Below are 18,445 nucleotides of genomic sequence, written 5' to 3'. Positions count from 1 at the left end.
CGGAGCCATCATGACCAGCACGCCCACGGACCGACCGTCCGCCACCGCCACCCCTTCCGCCAATGACCTCGCGAGCGTCGCCCTCGGCGGGATCCCTGCCGCTGCCGCCGCGATCGCGACCGTGGTCGCCGACGCTGCCGCGACCCCCCGGCTGCGCGTCGCGCCGTCGCCGACCGGAGACCCGCACGTCGGGACCGCGTACATGGCGCTGTTCAACCTCGCCTTCGTCCGTCAGCAAGGGGGACGCTTCGTCCTGCGCGTGGAGGACACCGACCGGGCGCGCTTTCGGGCCGACTCGGAGCAGCAGGTTTTCGACACCCTCCACTGGCTGGGTCTGAACTGGGACGAAGGCCCGGACATCGGCGGCCCCTATGCGCCCTACCGGCAGAGCGAGCGGCTGGACACGTATCGGCCGTATGTCGAGAAGTTGCTGGCCTCCGGCGACGCCTACTACTGCTGGTGCACCCCGGAGCGCCTCACCGAGATGCGCGAGCGGCAGCAAAAGCTGAAGCAGCCGACCGGGTACGACCGCCTCTGCTACGGCAAGACCCGCGAGGAGCGCGCCGAGCTCCCGGGCTTCCAGGAGACCCCCGTCGTGCGGATGCTGATCCCCGAGGACGCGCCGACGACCTTCGACGATGTGATCCGCGGGACGGTGAGCGCGCCGATGCCCGACGACCAGGTGATCCTGAAGGGCGACGGTTTCCCGACCTATCACCTCGCTGTCGTCGTCGACGATCACGAGATGGGGATCACCCATGTCGTGCGCGGCGAGGAGTGGATCTCCTCCACCCCCAAGCACATCCTGCTCTACCGGATGCTGGGGCTCGAGGCACCCAAGTTCGCGCACATGCCGCTGCTGCGCAACGAAAACAAGTCCAAGATCTCCAAGCGCAAGAACCCGTGGGCGCGCCTCACCTGGTTCCAGGAGCAGGGCTACCTGCCGGAGGCGCTCGTGAACTTCCTCGGCCTGCTCGCCTACCCGCCGGCCCAAGACGCCGAGGGCAATGACGTCGAGAAGTTCACCTTCGAGGAGTTCAGCCGCGACTTCGGGTGGGACAAGGTCAACGTCGTCGGCCCGATCTTTGATCTAAAGAAGTTGGATTGGCTGAACGGCCTCTATATCCGAGACCTCCCCGTCCCCGAGTTGGCCTCGCGCCTCATCCCGTATCTGGTCGAAGGGGGCGCGCTGCCGGAGTCGTACGGCATGGGCGAACTGGCCCGCTTGGAGGAGATCACCGAGCTCATCCAGACCCGGATCGCGCTGTTGACCGAAGCCGCGCCGCTCGTCGCCCCCTTCTACACGGCAGACGAAGACCTCCCGATCGCCGAGGACGCCCTGGCGCAGTTGAAGCCCGACGCGCCAGCCGTGCTCGACGCCGCGATCGCCGCACTCGATGCGCTGAGCGAGGCCCCCGGCGTGCTCGGGGAGAACCGCGAGGGCAATGAGTGGCACGCCGAGCAGATCCAGGCGACCTTGCGCGAGGCCATCGTGGACGGGATGGGCATCAAGCCACGCTTCGCCTTCGGCCCGCTCCGCACGGCGGTGTCGGGTCAGCGGATCAGCCCCCCGCTCTTTGAATCCATGGAGATCCTCGGCAAGCACTCCACCCTGGCCCGGTTGCGCCGCCTTCGCCGCGATTTGGGTGAAGGGGGAAGCGCCGGGTAGTGTTGCCCCTCGGTTCGCTGCCCGCGCGTCACGCGTGACGAAGGGGAAGCGATACCCCTTGGGGTATGGTGTAATTGGCAACACAGCTGATTCTGGTTCAGTCGTTCTAGGTTCGAGTCCTGGTACCCCAGCGCTTCACGCTGATCGCCTCTGCGAGGCGAGTCGCGTGGATTCGGTCGAGACGCCACCGTCAGGTAGGGTTTCCTCCGTTGCTCTCGCAAAAGAGCGCACCTGGCCCCGTTGTGTAGTGGCCTAGCACGCCGCCCTCTCAAGGCGGTAGCGCGGGTTCGAATCCCGTCGGGGCTACATCGGTAGCAAAGACCCCCGCCCTTCCATCATCGTGGAAGGGCGGGGGTCTTTTTGTGTGCTCAGCCCGGGCTGGTCACGCCGCCGCGGTGTCGAGCGCCTGGGCGAGCAGCCGCTCGCCACGCTCGCCCAACTCGGTCTGTAGCTCCGGGTTGTGCTCGAAGCCTGCCGCGAGCGCGAGCGTTGCGAGCCCGGCGCCGAGGAAGAACTCCGTGACATCGAAGCGCGGTCCGCGCGGAGGCTTCACCCACCATCGCGGGTAGCCGGTGCCGCACCAGTTGTCCAGATCCTCGACGAAGGCCGACATCCCCGCCTTGGTCGGTGGGTTCGAGGCAAACATCGCGTGGACGAGGCGAGCGCCCATGACCGCCGACGAGACGGTCCGTGGGTTGAGCGCAAACTTGTCCAGTTGCGCGCTGACCCGTTCGGTAGCAAAGCGCTCCCGCAGCGGGCCCATCGGGACGATGGCGTCCCATGCCTCCGGCGGGACCTTCACGATGATGCTGAGTAACCGCTGATCCATTTCCCCTCCTGCCAGCGCCTGGTCCGCCCCGTGCGGATCCAGCCATGAGGAAGGAGTCGCCCCCACCGGGTGTTGATACATCGCGGCGGTGAGGGCCAAGGCGGTTACTCGGTGTCCCGGTCGGCGGCCATCGCGGCCGCGGCATGACGCTGGAGGACCTCGGTCAGCTTGTTCGCCCCGGCGATGACGGTGGCGGCGTGGAGGCGGCCCGGCTGGCGCGAGAGTCGCTCGATGGGTCCCGAGATCGACACGGCCGCGATCACCCGACCGCTGGGGGAGCGGACCGGTGCGGAGACCGAGGCCACACCGGGCTCGCGCTCGCCGACGCTTTGAGCCCACCCGCGCCGACGGACGGCGGAGAGCTGGGTTGCGGTGAACGCGGCGCCGTGGAGGCCGCGGTGGAGGCGATCGGGCTCTTCCCATGCCAGCAGGACCTGCGCGGCCGATCCGGCGAGCATCGACAAGGTGGCGCCGACCGGGATCGAATCGCGCAATCCGACGGGTCGGTCGGCAGCAGCGACGCACACGCGGTGCTCGCCCTGACGGCGGAAGAGTTGCGCTGACTCGTTCGTGTGATCGCGAAGGGCGCCGAGCACCGGGTTGGCAGCGACGAGCAACTTGTCCTCGCCCGCAGACGCGGCGAGTTCGCCGAGGCGCGGTCCGAGGACGAAGCGCCCCTGCATATCGCGCGCGACGAGGCGATGGTGTTCGAGGGCGACGGCGAGGCGGTGGGCCGTCGGCCGGGCGAGGCCTGTCGCGGTGACGAGTTGGGCAAGGGTTGAGGGCCCTGCTTCGAGCGCGCCGAGCACTACGGCGGCCTTGTCCAGCACGCCGACTCCACTTCCGGTGTCCATAGCGTGATATTCCCATCTCAGAGCATGAGACGCAAGACCCGCGGCGGTCGGTGAGATGTCAGTCTCACGAGAGCGCCTGACCGGTCACCACCGAGGGCGCCGCCCGCTCGCGACGCGGCGGGCGTCGAAGGTCCTTGAAACGAGGAGATGAGCACCGATGGCGAGAACACTGGCCGAGAAGGTCTGGGACGAGCACGTCGTCCGGCGGGCAGACGGCGAACCGGATCTGCTCTACATCGACCTGCATCTCCTCCATGAAGTGACGAGCCCCCAGGCCTTTGAGGGATTGCGGATGGCCGGGCGCCCCGTGCGCCGTCCGGACCTCACCCTCGCGACCGAGGACCACAACGTCCCGACAACGCCGGGTCCGATCACCGATCCGGTGAGCCTCACCCAGGTCGAGACCCTGCGGGCCAACTGCGCCGAGTTCGGGGTGCGCATCTATCCGATGGGCGACGCCGAGCAGGGGATCGTGCATGTCGTCGGTCCGCAGCTCGGCCTCACCCAGCCCGGCATGACGGTCGTCTGCGGCGACAGTCACACCTCGACCCACGGTGCGTTTGGGGCGCTTGCCTTCGGCATCGGGACCTCCGAGGTCGAACACGTGATGGCGACCCAGACCCTCCCGCTCAAGCCCTTTAAGACCATGGCCATCAATGTGACCGGGGCCCTGCGGCCGGGCGTCACCGCCAAGGACATCATCCTGGCCGTGATCGCCAAGATCGGGACGGGCGGCGGTCAGGGTTATGTCCTCGAGTACCGCGGAGAAGCCATCGAGGCGCTCACGATGGAAGCGCGGATGACCGTGTGCAATATGTCCATCGAGGCCGGTGCCCGCGCCGGGATGATCGCCCCGGACGAGGTCACCTTTGAGTATCTGAAGGACCGCCCGCATGCCCCGAAGGGCGCGGACTGGGATGCTGCCGTCGCCCACTGGCGCAACCTGCGCACCGACGACGACGCGACCTTCGACGCCGAGATCACGATCGATGCCTCGACCCTCACCCCCTTCGTCACCTGGGGCACGAACCCGGGCCAGGGGTCCCCGCTCGGTGAGAGCGTGCCGGACCCCGAGCAGATGGGTGATGACAACGACAAGGTCGCTGCCGAGCGCGCCCTGGAGTACATGGGCCTGACCGCCGGCACCCCCCTTCGGCAGATCGCCGTCGACACCGTCTTCGTCGGGTCATGCACCAATGGCCGGATCGAGGACCTGCGGGCCGCAGCAGAGGTCATCGCCGGGCGCCAGGTCGCCGAGGGCGTGCGGATGCTGGTCGTGCCCGGGTCGGCGAAGGTCCGCCTCCAGGCCGAGGCCGAGGGCCTCGACCGGGTCTTCTCCGCGGCCGGTGCCGAGTGGCGCCTGCCCGGCTGCTCGATGTGCCTCGGGATGAACCCCGACACTCTCGCTCCCGGCGAGCGCAGCGCGTCGACCTCGAACCGCAACTTCGAGGGTCGCCAGGGGAAGGGGGGACGCACCCACCTCGTCAGCCCGCTCGTCGCGGCGGCGACCGCGGTGCGCGGAACCCTCTCCAGCCCAGACGATCTCGACCCCCTGCCGACCGCTGCCGAGCACGCGGCCGCCACCGCGTAACGAAGGAGACCAGAGCCATGGAGCAGTTCACGACCCACACCGGCGTCGGGGTCCCCCTTCGCCGCAGCAATGTCGACACCGACCAGATCATCCCGGCGGTGTACTTAAAGCGCGTCTCGCGCACCGGCTTCGAAGACGGGCTCTTTGCGGCGTGGCGCGGTGACGGGGACTTCGTCTTGAACCAGCCCGCCTACGCGCAGGGATCGGTGCTCGTCGCCGGACCCGACTTCGGGACCGGTTCCTCCCGCGAACACGCCGTCTGGGCGCTGATGAACTACGGCTTCCGCGTGGTCATCTCCTCGCGCTTTGCCGATATCTTCCGCGGCAACTCGGGCAAGCAGGGCCTGCTCGCCGCGCAGGTGACCCAAGACGACGTCGAGTTGCTCTGGAAGTACCTCGACAACAATCCCGGCGCCGAGATCACCGTGGACCTCACCGCGCGCACCGTCACAGCCGGCGAACTCGTCTGTGCCTTCGAGGTCGACGACTACACCCGCTGGCGCCTTCTCGAAGGCCTCGACGACATCGGTTTGACGCTGCGCCACGAAGAGGACGTCACGGCCTTCGAAAAGGACCGCCCGAGCTGGAAGCCGGTCACAGTCAGTTGAGCGCTCACGCGGAACCGCTTGGCGCGCAACTAAAAAACGCGCCGCGCTAAACCTGGACCTGACCACTGCAGCCCCCTACGGTCAAGAGGCAAGACCGAGCGAAGACGCTCGATCGGGCCAGACTGTACAAGGGAGTTGACGTGAACAAGTCAGAGCTCATTCGGGCCATCGAGGACACCCTCGGCAGCCGCAAGGCCGCGACCGAGGCCCTCGACGCGGTCCTCGACGCCATCGTGCGAGAGGTAGCGAAGGGCGGTCGCGTCGCGATCACCGGCTTCGGCACCTTCGAAAAGGCTGCCCGAGCGGCCCGCACGGGACGGAACCCGCGCACCGGCGAGGCGGTCAAGATCGACCAGACGACCGTGCCGCGCTTCAAGCCCGGGACCAGCTTTAAGAGCTATGTCGCCGATCCGCTGAGCCTGCCCCTTGCTGCGCCCGCCTTCGCCCGAGCCGCCGCAGGGGCCGCTGCCGACACGGCGCGGGCCGCCATCGTCGCGGCCGATTCGGCGTTGAAGGCGGTCGGGGCGGGCGATGAGCCGGCGCCGCGTCCCTCGGCCAAGGTCCCGACGAAGAAGGCTCCCGCGGCGAAGAAGTCTCCGGCGAAGAAGACCACCGCCAAGAAGACCGCGACGAAGAAGACCGCGGCCAAGAAGTCGGCGCCGGCGGCCGAGTCGAGCAGCTCGTCGGGCACGGCGAAGAAGTCGACCGCGAAGAAGACGTCGTCCTCGAGCCCGGCCAAGAAGACCACGGCGAAGAAGTCGACGGCGAAGAAGACGTCGTCCTCGAGCCCGGCCAAGAAGACGACGACGAAGAAGTCGACGGCGAAGAAGGCGTCGTCGTCGAGCCCGGCCAAGAAGACCACGGCGAAGAAGTCGACCGCCAAGAAGTCCACGTCCGCGAGCCCGGCCAAGAAGTCGACCGCGAAGAAGTCGACCGCGAGCCCGGCCAAGAAGACGACGGCGAAGAAGTCGACCGCGACGAAGACGGCTGCGAGCACGCCGCCAGCCTCAGCCAACCCGGCAACGAGCCCGGCGACGCCCCCCGAGGCGACCCCGACCCCGGCGGCCGCGACTTCGAGCCCGGCGAGCAGCGAGAGCACGAGCTCCTCGTCGTAGCGAGCGTCTGCACCCGGCCGATGCGGCCCCCTTCGTTGACTCCGTCAGGAAGGGGGCCGCATCGGGTGATCAGCGGATGACTTCGTCCGGGCCGATCCCGACGATCCAGAGTCGGACGACCTGCTGATCGTCGATCTCGATCGAGACGCGCTGGCCGGGACGCACGAAGCGCAGGCCGCTCGCGGCGAAGACCTCTCCCGTTGCGTGCCACTGGATTCCGTCATCGGTCAGCACCGCCGTGGCGCCGGTGTCCGGGTCGTGGGAAGAGACCGTTGCCTGCATACGGGGCAGCGTAGCGACGGCTAGGGTGTGGGCGATGCCGGTGTCCACCGGCCTCGTGCGTCGATGAGGACCTCTCCCGACGCGTGCGCGTCCGAGGAGGGTCGATGGGTCGTCATCCCGAGGCAGCGCCGCGGATGTTCCGGCTGGGAGCGAATATCGCCCGTCCGCTGCTGACGATGACGACGAAGTATGACGTTTCTGGACTGGACAACATCCCCGACGACGGCGGGTTCATCGCGACGCCCAATCACATCTCGTACTTCGACCCCTTCCCGTGGACGCACGTGCTGTACAACCGGGGGATCGCGCCGGTCTTCCTCGCCAAATCCGAACTCTTCCGCAACCGGGCGCTTGGCGCCTTCCTGCGCTCCACCGGTCAGGTACCCGTGTACCGCGAATCCGCCCGCGCCGCCGATGTGCTCGCCGATGCCGTGCGAGCGCTCGATGACGGCAGATGCGTCGCGATCTATCCCGAGGGCACCCTGACGCGCGATCCCGACCTGTGGCCCATGCGCGGCAAGACCGGCGCCGCCCGGCTCGCCCTCGCCTCGCGCCGACCGGTCATCCCGATCGCCCAGTGGGGCCAGCACAAGATCATCGCGCCGTACGGCCACGTGCCGCGCCTCGTGCCGGGCGCCCGCAAGACCGTCCAGGTGCGATTCGGACCTGCGGTCGAGCTCAGCGACCTCTATCCCACCTCCGGCGAGCACCTCACGACCGCCACCGTCGTCGAGGCGACCGACCGCATCATGCAGGCCATCACCCGGCAGCTCGAGCATCTGCGGGGTGAGCGTGCCCCCGGGCAACGCATGGATCCGAAGGCCCACGGCCTGCCGACGACCGGCAACTTCCACCCCCACCGCGAGGAGAACCCACGATGAGCCAGGTCACCGTCTTCGGCGCTGGGAGCTGGGGTACCGCGTTTGCCAGCATCCTCGCGAGCGCCGGCAACGAGGTCACCGTGTGGGGACGTCGCCAAGAGCTCGTGGATCAGATCAACGCCGGGACCAATGACGATTACCTGCCGGGGATCCCCCTTCCGGCCGGGATCCGGGCGACGACCGACCCGGCGGAGGCCACCGAGGATGCGCGCATCGTGGTGCTATCGGTGCCGAGCCAGTCCTTGCGCGACAACCTCACGTCGTGGGGCGAAGCACTCCCGAGCGACGCCACGGTGGTCTCTTTGATGAAGGGGATCGAGCTCGGCACGACCCGGCGGATGAGCGAGGTCATCGCCGAGGCTGCCAGCGTCGAAACCGATCGGATCGCGGTCGTGAGCGGGCCGAACCTCGCCCGCGAGATCGTCCAGCAGCAGCCCGCGGCGACGGTGGTCGCCTGCCCCGATCACGATCGGGCGGATGCGGTGGCAGCGGCGTGCGCGACCCCGTGGTTCCGTCCGTATACCTCCGAAGACATCATCGGCGCGGAGGTCGGCGGGGCGGTCAAGAATGTCATCGCGCTCGCCGTCGGCATGGCCGAGGGGCTCGGATTGGGGGACAACTCCAAGGCCTCGATCATCACCCGGGGACTGGCTGAGATCACTCGGCTCGGCGTGGCGGTCGGCGCGGACCCGCGGACCTTCGCCGGGCTGGCCGGGGTCGGGGATCTCATCGCGACCTGCATGTCGCCGCTATCGCGGAACCATTCCTTCGGCGTGCGGCTCGGGCAAGGGATGAGCGTTGCCGAGGTGCAGGCCGAGACCCGCCAGACAGCGGAAGGGGTGAAGTCGTGCGCCTCGATCCTGGACCTCGCCCGGCAGCACGGCGTGGATGTCCCGATCACCGAGCAGGTCAATGCCGCAGTGCATGAAGGCAAGTCGGTCGACGCGATGGTGCGCGATCTGCTGAGCCGTCGCCGCAAGCCCGAGACCGCCTAGACCGCTTGGCGCCCGCTCGCTTGGGTCAGGTGGGCAGGGCGTCTAGGGCCACTTCGAGATCGGCCCAGAGGTCTGCGACGTCCTCGATCCCCACCGACAGGCGCACCAGGTCATCCGGCGTGGTCTCGGGCTCACCCGGCTGCCGACGGCGGCGCTCCAACTGGGATTCGACCCCGCCGAGGCTCGTCGAATTCGACCATAGGCGGGTCGTCGCGGCGAGGGCCTCGGCCCGCTTGATCGAGCCGACCTCGATCGAGACCATCGCGCCCAGGCCCGGGTAGCGCGTGCGGCGGACCGCTGGGTGGGCCGCGCACCGCTCGGCGATCACGGCGGCATTCGCGCAGGCGCGCTCGAAGCGCACCGCGAGGGTGCGCAGGCCGCGCAGGGCAAGCCAGGTCTCGAAGGGTCCGGCGATCGCGCCGTGAAGGGTGCGATGCCGGGCGAGCTGTTCGCGCAGGAGTCGCCCGTCCTCGTCCGGGGCGGCCACCACGACTCCGAGGATCACGTCGGAATGGCCCGAGAGGTACTTCGTCGCGGAGTGCACGACGAGGTCGGCTCCGTCGGCGAGGGGGCGTTGGAGCAGGGGAGTGGCGAAGGTGTTGTCGACCGCCACCACCACGCCTGCTTCGCGCGCCCCGCGGATGAGGGTGGGGAGATCGGCGAGGTCGAGGAGGGGGTTCGTGGGGGACTCCAACCACAGCAGGTCGGCGCCCTGGCAAGCGGCCAGCACCGCGTCAGGGTCGGTGACATCGACCCAGCGCACCTCGAGGTCACCGCGCGCGGCGCGCTCGGTCAAGGTGACGACCACCCCGTTGTAGGCGGCGGCGGGAGCCACCACGATCGCGCCGTGCGCAAAGAGCGAGAGGACCGCCGCGGTCGCGGCCATCCCCGACGAGAAGACGAGAGCCTCACCCCCTTCGAGCGCACCGACGGCCTCTTCGAAGGGGGTCCACGTCGGCTGATCGACCCGCGCGTAATTGGTCGGTCCGTCCGCGACATAGGTCGAGGTGAGCACCAGCGGCGGGTTGACCGGCGCGCCGGGGGTCGGCTCGGGCCGTCCCGAGGTCACGGCAATCGTTGCGGGAGCGAGGTCTTCGGGGTGTGACACGGTCGTCAGCCTACGAGGGCGGCTACGGTTGGACCCGATGACCAGCCAGCAAAACACCCGCAAGCCTCGGGTCGCCATCGTCTTCGGCGGCCGTTCCTCCGAGCATCCCGTCTCCTGCGCCACCGCGGCCGGGGTGCTGCGCGCGATCGATCGCGAGCGCTACGACGTCGTCCCGGTCGGGATTGCCCGCGATGGTGCCTGGGTCCTCGTCGCCGACGACCCCGCGCCCCTGGAGCTCACCGCTACTCACCGCCCGCAGGTGACCCACACGGGTACCGAGGTCACGCTGCCGACGAGCACCTCGGATCGGACCGTCCAGGTCCATGAGCCGGGCGAAGCGCTGCGGGCCTTCGGTGAGGTCGACGTGGTTTTCCCCCTTCTGCACGGGCCGTATGGCGAGGATGGCACGATCCAGGGGATGCTCGAGCTGACCGACATCCGCTATGTCGGCTCGGGCGTGCTGGCCTCGGCGGTCGGCATGGACAAGCACTACATGAAGATCGTCTTCGAGGGCGCCGGCTTGCCCATCGGCCCCTTCCGAGTCATCACCGACGGTGCGTGGAAGCGCGACCATGACGCCGCGCTCGCGAGCCTCGACGGCCTCACCTATCCGGTCTTCGTCAAGCCATGTCGCGCCGGATCGTCGATGGGCGTCAGCAAGGTCGACGACCCGAGCGGCCTGGCAGCGGCCATCGAAGCCGCGCGCGAGCACGACCTGAAGGTGATCGTCGAAGAGGGGATCGTCGGCCGCGAGATCGAATGCGCGGTCCTCCAGGGTCACGGGACCGAGCGGCCGCGGACCTCCCTTCCCGGCGAGATCGTCGTCGAGGCGGGCCACGGTCACGACTTCTATGACTTCGAGGCGAAGTACCTCGATGAGTCCGCGGTGAAGCTGTCCTGCCCCGCGGAGCTGCCGGACGAGGTCGCTGCCGAGGTCCAGCGCCTCGCGGCCGAAGCCTTCGAGGTGCTGGGGTGCGAGGGCCTCGCGCGCGTCGACTGCTTCTATGCCGAAGACGGGCGGGTCCTGATCAACGAGATCAATACGATGCCCGGCTTCACGCCGCATTCGATGTACCCGCGGATGTGGCAGGAGAGTGGCCTCTCCTACCCCGAACTCATCGACGAGTTGATTGGCCTGGCGCTCGAGCGTGAGGTCGGTCTGCGGTAGGACGGGCTAGACGCAGTTGTGGCCGTTCTTCGGGAGGGCCTTGGCGGCCTTTTCGAAGTCGACGGCGATCATCGCGGCCGAGCCGTAATCGCTCGGGACGAGCACCTCGATCGCGGGATCACGTCCGTAGGTCGTCAGGCGCGTGCCATCGCTTAAGTCCTCTGCGACCCAGTCGACGCCATTTACCCCAACGCAGGGATCGGTGGTCGGCGTGAGGGCAGGGACGCCGCAGCGCGCGATGATCGCCGGGTCACCCCAGGCACGTAGGGCTGGCGACGCGGGGTCGGTCTCGACCTGGTCATGGCCATCGATGGTCGTCGGCCATTCGGCCGCGGCCTGGGCGCACGCCGGATCGCTGGCAGCGTCGGGGACGGCGACCTCGACCGCCCCAGAGCATCCGGTGGCGGTGGCGACAACGAGGAGGACGGCGGCGAGCGCTCGTCCGCGTGATGCGCTCAGACCCGCACGACCGGGCAGGTCAGGGTGCGGGTAATGCCGTGGAGGCCCTGCACCTGGGCGATCACCATGCGACCGAGCTCATCGACGTTGTCCGCCTCGACCCGAGCGACCACGTCGTAGGGGCCGGTCACGTCATCGGCCTGGACGACGCCCGGGATCTCGGCGATCGCTTGAGCGACGGAGCCCGCTTGGCCCACATCGGTCTGGATCAGGATGTATGCCTGGACCATCGTTACGTCACTCCCCATGCTTCTTAGCCGGTGCGCCGGTGCGCCGCCTTCACGTCAAGACGCTACCGTGCCGAAGCGTGGACTCACACCCCGTATCGCCCCCCGATCCGCGGACCCTGCACGAGGTGGGGGAGGACGAACTCCTCGCGAGCCTCTTCCCCATGCTGCGCGCCACGGCGGTGCAGGTCCTGGGGCCCGGAGATGACGCTGCGGTCCTCGCGACGGGTGCACGGACGGTCGCGACCACGGACGCCATGGTCCTCGGCCGGGATTGGCGCGACGACTGGTCGAGCGCGACCGACGTGGGCGTCAAGATCGTCACCCAGAACCTCGCCGATATCGCGGCGATGGGAGCGCGGCCTACCGCTTTGCTCGCGACCCTGATCGCCGATGGGCAGACCCCGGTGGCCTGGGTGAGCGAATTGACCGAGTCCCTTGCCGCCGAGTCGGCCGCCTACGAGATCTCCCTCGTCGGTGGCGACCTTTCCTCGGCCGGTCCCGGGGCGCGCGTCGTGTCCTTGACCGCGCTGGGGGACCTCGACGGGCGCGAGCCGGTCCGTCGCGGCGGCGCCCGGCCCGGAGACCTCATCGCGGTCGCCGGCACCCTCGGGCGCTCCCACGCTGGCCTGCTGCTTCTCCAGGGAGGAGTGGGCGAAGGGGGACGGATGCCCCCTTCCGACCAGGCGGCCGAGGCCATCGCCCACCACCGCGCTCCGCGCGCGCCGATCGAGCAGGGTGTGGTCGCGGCCGACGCGGGAGCCACCTCGATGATCGATATCTCCGACGGGCTGGCCCGCGATGCTCATCGGGTGGCGCGCGCGAGCGGGGTGTGCTTCGAGATCCTGCGCGACACCATGGAACTCGACGCCCTCCACGCGGCCGCAGCGGTGGGCTGGGACCGAGCCTGGGATTGCGTGCTCTCCGGCGGAGAAGAACACAGCCTGCTCGCGACCTTCCCCACGCGCCGCGATGTGCCGACCGGCTGGCGGATCATCGGGATGGTGACCGATGGCGAAAGGGTGCTGCTCGACGGCGAGCCCCTGGCCCCGCGAGGGTGGGACCACTTCGGCGGCTAGTGCCCCCCGGGGTCTCCTGCAGCGGGGTAGCGCGAAGGGCCGATCACGTGACGTGATCGGCCCTTCGCGGGTGGTGCTGAGGCAGGCTCAGGTCAGCGGGTGACCTTGCCGGCCTTCAGGCACGAGGTGCAGACGTTGAGACGCTTCGGGGTCGCTCCCGCGTCGCCCACCTTGGCGCGCACGCGCTGGATGTTGGGGGTCCAGCGACGCTTGGTGCGGCGGTGCGAGTGCGAGATGGAGTGACCGAAGCTCGGTCCCTTGCCGCAGACTTCGCAGTTGGCAGCCACGGGTATCTCCTGAAATGGTTGGTGTACTTGGTCTTCGGTGCGAGCCGGCGGGCGTGCGTGAACTGCACTCGCCTGGCAGGCAACCGGTTAAGCGTAGCCGAGGCCGGGCCAATCACCCAAAACGCGATCATCGCCGCCGGTTCGTCGGGGCCCTTGGATAGCCTGCCACCGTGCTGGATGTGATCGACGCCTCGACCCTGCGCCGCTGGGCGGTGGTGACCCGCGCTGCCCTCGCGGCCCGCCGTGCCGAGATCGACGCGCTGAACGTCTATCCGGTCCCCGATGGCGACACCGGCACCAACTTGTACCTCACCTTGGACGAGGCCCTCGACGCCGTGCGCAATGAGCACGAACGGCGCGGAATCCTTGGGACCAGCGACCTCGTGGAGGAGGCCTCGGCGATGTCGCGCGCCTCGTTGCTGGCCGCACGGGGCAATTCCGGGGTGATCCTCAGCCAACTGATCCGCGGGCTCACCGAGGTGATCGCGGCGGCGGGTCATCAGGAGGTGGGCCCACAGGTCATCGCCGAAGGACTCACCAAGGCTGCCGAGCGCGCTCGGGCCAGCGTGATGCGACCCCAAGAGGGCACGATCCTCACCGTCGCCGATGTCGCGGCGACGACGGCGAGCGCACTCGCCGCTGCGGGAGAGAGCCTCGCGGTCGTGACCGAGCGCACGGTTGAAGCGGCTCGCGACGCCCTCGCGCGTACGCCCGAGCAGTTGAGCGTGCTGCGCGACGCGGGCGTCGTCGATGCGGGCGGGGCGGGCTACCTCCTCTTCCTCGAGGCCCTTGATCGCGTGGTCCGCGATCGGGCCCCGCTGAAGGGGTATGCCGTCGACGAGTTCACCCTCAACGTCTCCTTCGCGAGGCGCGACGAGTGGGCCGCCGAGCCCGGTGGTGCCTGGGCCGAAGGGAGTGAGGGGGCCGAGAGCGATGACAGCCCCGACTTCGAGGTGATGTACCTGCTCGATGGCTCCGATGATGAGCGGGTCGCTCGCTTAAGTACCCGGCTCGACGAGCTCGGCGACAGCGTGGTGGTCAGTAGTAGCGGCGAGGACCTGTGGTCGGTCCACGTCCACGTCGACGACATCGGGGCAGCGCTGGAGGCAGGAGTCGCCGCCGGGCGACCGCACCGGGTCCAGGTCAACCCCCTTCAGCCCGCTTTGCGGCCGCGCCCGAAGATCGGCCTCGCGGTCGTCGCGACCGCCGCTGGCCCCGGTATCGGCGAGCTCTTCGTCGCCGAGGGGGCCACGGTCGTCGAGTCCGGGCCGGCGCGGCGCGCCTCAGCGGGACAACTGCTGGAGGCGGTGCGCTCTACCGGCGCGGCAGAAGTGATCTTGCTCCCCAACGACAAGGACACCCTGATGGCCGCCGAGGCCGCGGCCCAGGCCGCCGGTCAAGAAGGCCAAGAGGTCCACGTGGTCCACTCGACGACCGCCGTACAGGGCATCGCGGCGCTCGCGGTTTACGAACCCGGGCGCTCGGCGCGGCACAACGTCGTCTCGATGACCCGCTCGGCCGCGGCGACGCGCCATGGGGCGGTCACGATCGCGGTGAAGTCGGGCCTCACGAGCGGTGGGGTGTGCGAGGTCGGTGAAGTCCTCGGCGTCGTCCGAGGGGACATCACGATCGTCGGCAATGATTTCCATGAGGTCGCGCTGCAGGTCGTCGATGCCGTGAGCGGCGGCGGAGCCGAGCTCCTCACGCTGGTGACCGGGCAGGATCTCCCCGACGGCGTGGTCGAGGCGATTAGCGCGCACGTGCGCGCTGACAACCGCAGTGTGGAGATCGAGGTCGTCGATGGCGGCCAGCCTGCTTACCCGCTGCTCATCGGGGTCGAGTAGGCGTGGCGACGGAGCAGACGCTCCTGAAGACCATTCTCGGTGGGAAGGCGGCGGACAACCTCGCCAAGCACCGCCAGATCCGCACGGTGCGGGACCTGCTCGACTTCTGGCCCTCGCGACACCGCAGCGCGCAGGCCGACCTCGGTCATCCACGCGAAGGGGAGTACCTCGTCGCCGTCGCGCGCGTGGCCCGTAAAGCGCTGCGGCGCAACCGCAGTGGTCGAGGGTCGCGTCTGGAGGTCGCGATCACCGATGGGCGCAACAGCTTGGACCTCACCTTCTTCCACGCCGCGCAGGGGCACGATCGCGGGTTGATCGTCGGCGAGGACTACCTCTTCGGCGGCAAGGTCGGGCGCTACCGGGGGCGCTGGCAGTTAGCCCACCCCGGGTACACCCCCTTGGAGAAGCTCGATGGCGATACCGAGCGTGGCCTCATCTCGATCTATCGGCATGTCCCGGGTGCGCACTCCTGGACGATCAGCGAGTGCGTCCGGCTTGTCCTCAAGCACCTCGACGAGGTCCCCGATCCGCTGCCCGCGGAGGTGGTCGACCGGCGAGGGTTGCTGAGCCGCGACGAAGCGTTGCGCCGGATCCACACCCCCCGATCCTGGGATGAGCTGGCCCGCGCGCGGGAACGGCTGCGCTTCGAGGAGGCCCTCGTCCTGCAGGTGATCCTCGGGCAGCGCCGCCGGCAGCAGGCGCAGATCGCGACGAGGGGCCGAGGGCGCCAGGAAGGGGGCCTGCTCGACGCCTTCGACGAGCGGCTCCCCTTCACCCTCACCGCCGGCCAAGAGGAGGTGAGCGCGCAGATTCTTACCGATATGGCGCGGGATACCCCGATGCATCGCCTCCTGCAGGGCGAGGTCGGCTCCGGCAAGACGATCGTCGCGCTGCGCGCGATGCTCGCGGCCGTTGACGCCGGGGGACAGGCGGCCCTCCTCGCGCCCACTGAGGTGCTCGCGGCGCAACACGCCCGCTCGATCCGCGCCCTGCTCGGTGATCTCGGCGAGGCGGGGATGCTCGGTGGGGCGGAGCACGCCACCCGGGTCACCCTCCTCACCGGATCGATGAGCACGCAGGCGCGCCGCGAGGCGCTGCTCGAGATCGCTTCGGGTCAGGCCGGGATTGTCATCGGCACGCACGCACTGATCGAGGAGACCGTCTCCTTCGCCGATCTCGCGCTCGTCGTCGTCGACGAGCAGCACCGCTTCGGGGTCGAGCAGCGTGATGCGTTGCGGGCCAAGGGAGAACACCCGCCCCACGTCCTCGTGATGACGGCAACGCCGATCCCGCGGACGGTCGCGATGACCGTCTTTGGGGATATGGAGACCTCGACGCTGCGCGAACTGCCCCGAGGGCGCCAACCGATCACCACCCACGTCGTGCCGACCGACAAGCAGGTCTGGGTCGAGCGCTCCTGGGCGCGAGTTGCCGAGGAGGTGCGCGGCGGTCGGCAGGCCTATGTCGTGTGCCCCCGGATCGGCGGTGATGAGGATGCTGACGCGACCGACGGGCTCGACCTGGTGAGCGAGACCCCCTTCGAGGAGGACGATTTCGAGCTCATCGACGAGGGAGCGCCGGAGCCCCCAGCACGCCCGCTCGCGAGCGTCCACGAGGTGCTGCACACCCTGCGGCAGACGCCGGTCCTGACGGGTCTGCGCATGGAGATGCTGCACGGCCGGATGAGCGCGGACGATAAGGACTCGATCATGCGCCGCTACGCCGCGGGCGAGATCGACGTGCTCGTCTCGACCACGGTCATCGAAGTGGGGGTCGATGTCCCCAATGCCAGCGTCATGGTCGTGGTCGATGCCGACCGTTTCGGGATCTCGCAGTTGCACCAGTTGCGCGGACGAGTTGGTCGGGGAGGGCACCCGGGGCTTTGCCTCCTCCTCACCGCGAGCGAGGCGCCGAGCGCGCAGGAGCGGCTTGGCGCGCTCGCCCAATCCAGCGATGGCTTTGAGTTAGCGCGTCTCGACCTCAGCCAGCGCCGCGAGGGTGATGTCCTCGGGGTGCGTCAACACGGTGGGCACTCCCAACTTCAGCACCTGTCGCTGCTGCGAGACGAGGACCTCATCATCGCCGCGCGCGAGGACGCTGGGGCCTTGCTGGCCGCCGATCCCGACCTTACGGCGCACCCCCTTCTCGCGGCCGAAGTCGAGTCGTGGGTGGACGCGGAGCAAGCCGCGTACTTGGAAAAGGGATGATGGTGCCCGTGACGCGGATCATCAGCGGGGAGGCCGGCGGGCGCCGGATCAAGACGCCAAGCGGCCAGGGCACCCGGCCGACGAGCGATCGCGTGCGGGAGGCGCTCTTTTCGGCGCTCCAGGCACGCGATGTCATCGAGGGCGCCCACGTGATGGACCTCTACGCCGGGTCCGGAGCGCTGGGTCTGGAAGCGGCGAGCCGCGGCGCCGCCAGCGTGCTGTTGGTCGAATCCGACCGCGGTGCGGTCGGCGTCATCCGGGCCAATATCGCCGACACCGGGATCGCGGGCGCCCGAGTCCAGGCCGGGACCGTCGAGGCGGCGCTCGACCGGGAGCCGCCGCTGCACTACGACCTGGTCCTTGCCGACCCCCCGTACGACGTGTCGGAGGAGTCGCTCGGGGAGGTCCTGGAGCTGCTCCTCGCGCGCGAGTGGCTGAGCTATGGCGGGCTCGTCGTCGTCGAGCGCTCCTCCCGTTCGCCGGAGCCGACCTGGCCCCCGGAGTTGGTCCGCAGCGACAAGAAGGCCTATGGCGAGACCGTTTTGTGGTTTGCCGAGGTCACGGCCCCTGACTACCAGATCTAGCCAGTAGGTTCTTTCGACATGACCACGTACGAGATTCCCCGCCCCATCTCCGGAGACATCGTCGACCTCATCCTCGATGATCATCGGCTGATGGAAGACCTGCTCCGCCAGATGCGCGGCGCCGTCGACGGGCGCGACACCGCTCGGCTCGCCTTCGCCGAGCTCCACGTCGCCCACGCCCGCGCCGAGGAAGAGCTCGTCCTGCCGGGCCTGCGCCGCCGCCGGGCCATCACCGCCCACGAGCAGGAGCACGGCGAGGAGGAGCACGCCGAGGGCCACCAGGAGCTCCTCACCCTCATGCAGTGCGTCGGCACCGACACCAAGAAGTACGAAGAGGCCGTCGAGGCCCTCAGCTCGGTCGTCTACCACCACCTCTGCGAAGAGGAACTCGACGTCCTCGGCTCAGCTCGCGAAGATGTCTCGGCGACGGCTCGTACCGAAATGGGCGAGAAGTGGGCCGCGCGCCGCAACGAGTTGCTCGCCGAGGGGTGCGGCTCGATCCAAGATCTCGAGCGGATCGTCTCGGCGGCCGAGAAGCAGGGCCTGCTCGACGACTAGGTGTACCCGGCCATCAGGTTGGTAGCAGCGCGCCTGCTTGAACGAACGAGAACCTCCGAATGGGATGTGGCTTGTCGAAGGCCCACTCCAACCCGGAGGT

General features: G+C 69.1%; 19 protein-coding genes, 2 tRNA genes and 1 pseudogene. 14 read left to right on the top strand and 8 right to left on the bottom strand.

Features of this window, described 5'->3' with window-relative positions; genetic code table 11:
* The first annotated feature begins 10 nt into the window (after positions 1 to 10).
* From gltX to AB8K43_RS08595, 3 genes are all read left to right on the top strand, one after another.
* Complete coding sequence (gltX, locus tag AB8K43_RS08605; protein WP_370893424.1) at positions 11 to 1,669, top strand: glutamate--tRNA ligase; 1,659 nt, start codon at positions 11 to 13, stop codon at positions 1,667 to 1,669.
* Positions 1,670 to 1,728: 59 nt separating this feature from the next.
* Positions 1,729 to 1,800 (top strand) — tRNA-Gln (locus AB8K43_RS08600).
* A gap of 102 nt (positions 1,801 to 1,902) precedes the next feature.
* Positions 1,903 to 1,975, top strand: a tRNA-Glu gene (locus tag AB8K43_RS08595).
* A 76-nt stretch (positions 1,976 to 2,051) separates the two neighbouring features.
* Here the strand turns inward: AB8K43_RS08595 and AB8K43_RS08590 are convergent.
* Both AB8K43_RS08590 and AB8K43_RS08585 read right to left on the bottom strand, forming a co-directional pair.
* Positions 2,052 to 2,498 carry a hypothetical protein gene (locus AB8K43_RS08590; RefSeq protein ID WP_370893422.1) on the bottom strand — a complete coding sequence of 149 codons (447 nt, stop codon included), beginning with the start codon at positions 2,496 to 2,498 and terminating at the stop codon, positions 2,052 to 2,054.
* 104 nt (positions 2,499 to 2,602) lie between these two features.
* Positions 2,603 to 3,352 (bottom strand): IclR family transcriptional regulator, encoded by a 750-nt coding sequence (locus tag AB8K43_RS08585; protein WP_370893420.1) that lies wholly within the window; start codon positions 3,350 to 3,352, stop codon positions 2,603 to 2,605.
* A 157-nt stretch (positions 3,353 to 3,509) separates the two neighbouring features.
* Between AB8K43_RS08585 and leuC the strand changes: the two genes are divergently transcribed.
* The 3 genes and pseudogenes from leuC to AB8K43_RS08570 all read left to right on the top strand — a co-directional run.
* Complete coding sequence (gene leuC, locus AB8K43_RS08580; RefSeq protein ID WP_370893418.1) at positions 3,510 to 4,943, top strand: 3-isopropylmalate dehydratase large subunit; 1,434 nt, start codon at positions 3,510 to 3,512, stop codon at positions 4,941 to 4,943.
* A 17-nt stretch (positions 4,944 to 4,960) separates the two neighbouring features.
* Positions 4,961 to 5,551 carry a 3-isopropylmalate dehydratase small subunit gene (leuD, locus tag AB8K43_RS08575; protein ID WP_370893416.1) on the top strand — a complete coding sequence of 197 codons (591 nt, stop codon included), beginning with the start codon at positions 4,961 to 4,963 and terminating at the stop codon, positions 5,549 to 5,551.
* Between the two features lie 140 nt (positions 5,552 to 5,691).
* Positions 5,692 to 5,892 (top strand): annotated as a pseudogene (locus tag AB8K43_RS08570) (HU family DNA-binding protein); the annotation flags it as partial.
* 56 nt (positions 5,893 to 5,948) lie between these two features.
* Here AB8K43_RS08570 and AB8K43_RS08565 read toward each other — a convergent pair.
* A complete protein-coding gene (locus tag AB8K43_RS08565; RefSeq protein ID WP_370893985.1) occupies positions 5,949 to 6,650 on the bottom strand; it encodes a hypothetical protein in 702 nt (233 codons plus the stop codon).
* Positions 6,651 to 6,735: 85 nt separating this feature from the next.
* Positions 6,736 to 6,948, bottom strand: coding sequence for a hypothetical protein (locus tag AB8K43_RS08560; protein ID WP_370893414.1), 213 nt, complete (start codon positions 6,946 to 6,948; stop codon positions 6,736 to 6,738).
* 104 nt (positions 6,949 to 7,052) lie between these two features.
* On the opposite strand from AB8K43_RS08560, the gene AB8K43_RS08555 reads away from it, so the two are divergent.
* Positions 7,053 to 7,829: a lysophospholipid acyltransferase family protein gene (locus AB8K43_RS08555; protein ID WP_370893412.1), complete on the top strand. Its 777-nt coding sequence runs from the start codon at positions 7,053 to 7,055 to the stop codon at positions 7,827 to 7,829.
* Positions 7,826 to 8,824, top strand: coding sequence for an NAD(P)H-dependent glycerol-3-phosphate dehydrogenase (locus AB8K43_RS08550; RefSeq protein ID WP_370893410.1), 999 nt, complete (start codon positions 7,826 to 7,828; stop codon positions 8,822 to 8,824). The genes AB8K43_RS08555 and AB8K43_RS08550 overlap by 4 nt, the downstream gene beginning before the upstream one ends.
* 25 nt (positions 8,825 to 8,849) lie before the next feature.
* On the opposite strand, the gene AB8K43_RS08545 is transcribed toward AB8K43_RS08550, so the two are convergent.
* A complete protein-coding gene (locus AB8K43_RS08545) occupies positions 8,850 to 9,932 on the bottom strand; it encodes a PLP-dependent aspartate aminotransferase family protein (RefSeq protein ID WP_370893409.1) in 1,083 nt (360 codons plus the stop codon).
* Between the two features lie 37 nt (positions 9,933 to 9,969).
* On the opposite strand from AB8K43_RS08545, the gene AB8K43_RS08540 reads away from it, so the two are divergent.
* On the top strand, positions 9,970 to 11,100 hold the full coding sequence (locus tag AB8K43_RS08540; RefSeq protein ID WP_370893407.1) for a D-alanine--D-alanine ligase family protein: 1,131 nt from the start codon (positions 9,970 to 9,972) through the stop codon (positions 11,098 to 11,100).
* Between the two features lie 6 nt (positions 11,101 to 11,106).
* Here the strand turns inward: AB8K43_RS08540 and AB8K43_RS08535 are convergent, their stop codons facing one another.
* Positions 11,107 to 11,559, bottom strand: a complete 453-nt coding sequence (locus AB8K43_RS08535) for a DUF3515 family protein (protein WP_370893949.1) — start codon at positions 11,557 to 11,559, stop codon at positions 11,107 to 11,109.
* Complete coding sequence (locus AB8K43_RS08530; protein WP_370893948.1) at positions 11,556 to 11,789, bottom strand: Lrp/AsnC family transcriptional regulator; 234 nt, start codon at positions 11,787 to 11,789, stop codon at positions 11,556 to 11,558. Before AB8K43_RS08530 ends, AB8K43_RS08535 begins: the two co-directional genes overlap by 4 nt.
* Positions 11,790 to 11,866: 77 nt before the next feature.
* Between AB8K43_RS08530 and AB8K43_RS08525 the strand changes: the two genes are divergently transcribed.
* Entirely contained in the window at positions 11,867 to 12,865 is a 999-nt protein-coding gene (locus AB8K43_RS08525; RefSeq protein WP_370893405.1) for a thiamine-phosphate kinase, read from the top strand.
* Positions 12,866 to 12,957: 92 nt separating this feature from the next.
* Here the strand turns inward: AB8K43_RS08525 and rpmB are convergent, their stop codons facing one another.
* Positions 12,958 to 13,152 carry a 50S ribosomal protein L28 gene (gene rpmB, locus AB8K43_RS08520; protein ID WP_370893403.1) on the bottom strand — a complete coding sequence of 65 codons (195 nt, stop codon included), beginning with the start codon at positions 13,150 to 13,152 and terminating at the stop codon, positions 12,958 to 12,960.
* A gap of 170 nt (positions 13,153 to 13,322) precedes the next feature.
* Here rpmB and AB8K43_RS08515 point away from each other — a divergent pair, with 170 nt between their 5' ends.
* The 4 genes from AB8K43_RS08515 to AB8K43_RS08500 are packed head-to-tail and all read left to right on the top strand — an operon-like array spanning position 13,323 to position 18,345.
* Positions 13,323 to 14,996: a DAK2 domain-containing protein gene (locus AB8K43_RS08515; protein ID WP_370893401.1), complete on the top strand. Its 1,674-nt coding sequence runs from the start codon at positions 13,323 to 13,325 to the stop codon at positions 14,994 to 14,996.
* A gap of 2 nt (positions 14,997 to 14,998) precedes the next feature.
* Positions 14,999 to 17,203 (top strand): ATP-dependent DNA helicase RecG, encoded by a 2,205-nt coding sequence (locus AB8K43_RS08510; protein ID WP_370893399.1) that lies wholly within the window; start codon positions 14,999 to 15,001, stop codon positions 17,201 to 17,203.
* A gap of 8 nt (positions 17,204 to 17,211) precedes the next feature.
* Positions 17,212 to 17,787, top strand: a complete 576-nt coding sequence (gene rsmD, locus AB8K43_RS08505) for a 16S rRNA (guanine(966)-N(2))-methyltransferase RsmD (RefSeq protein ID WP_370893398.1) — start codon at positions 17,212 to 17,214, stop codon at positions 17,785 to 17,787.
* 18 nt (positions 17,788 to 17,805) lie between these two features.
* Positions 17,806 to 18,345 (top strand): hemerythrin domain-containing protein, encoded by a 540-nt coding sequence (locus AB8K43_RS08500; RefSeq protein ID WP_370893396.1) that lies wholly within the window; start codon positions 17,806 to 17,808, stop codon positions 18,343 to 18,345.
* Positions 18,346 to 18,445: the final 100 nt, after the last annotated feature.

It is taken from the genome of Janibacter sp. GXQ6167, assembly GCF_041365945.1.
Taxonomy (GTDB): Bacteria; Actinomycetota; Actinomycetes; order Actinomycetales; family Dermatophilaceae; genus JBGFSK01.
This window is presented reverse-complemented; position numbering and strand designations above follow the sequence as displayed.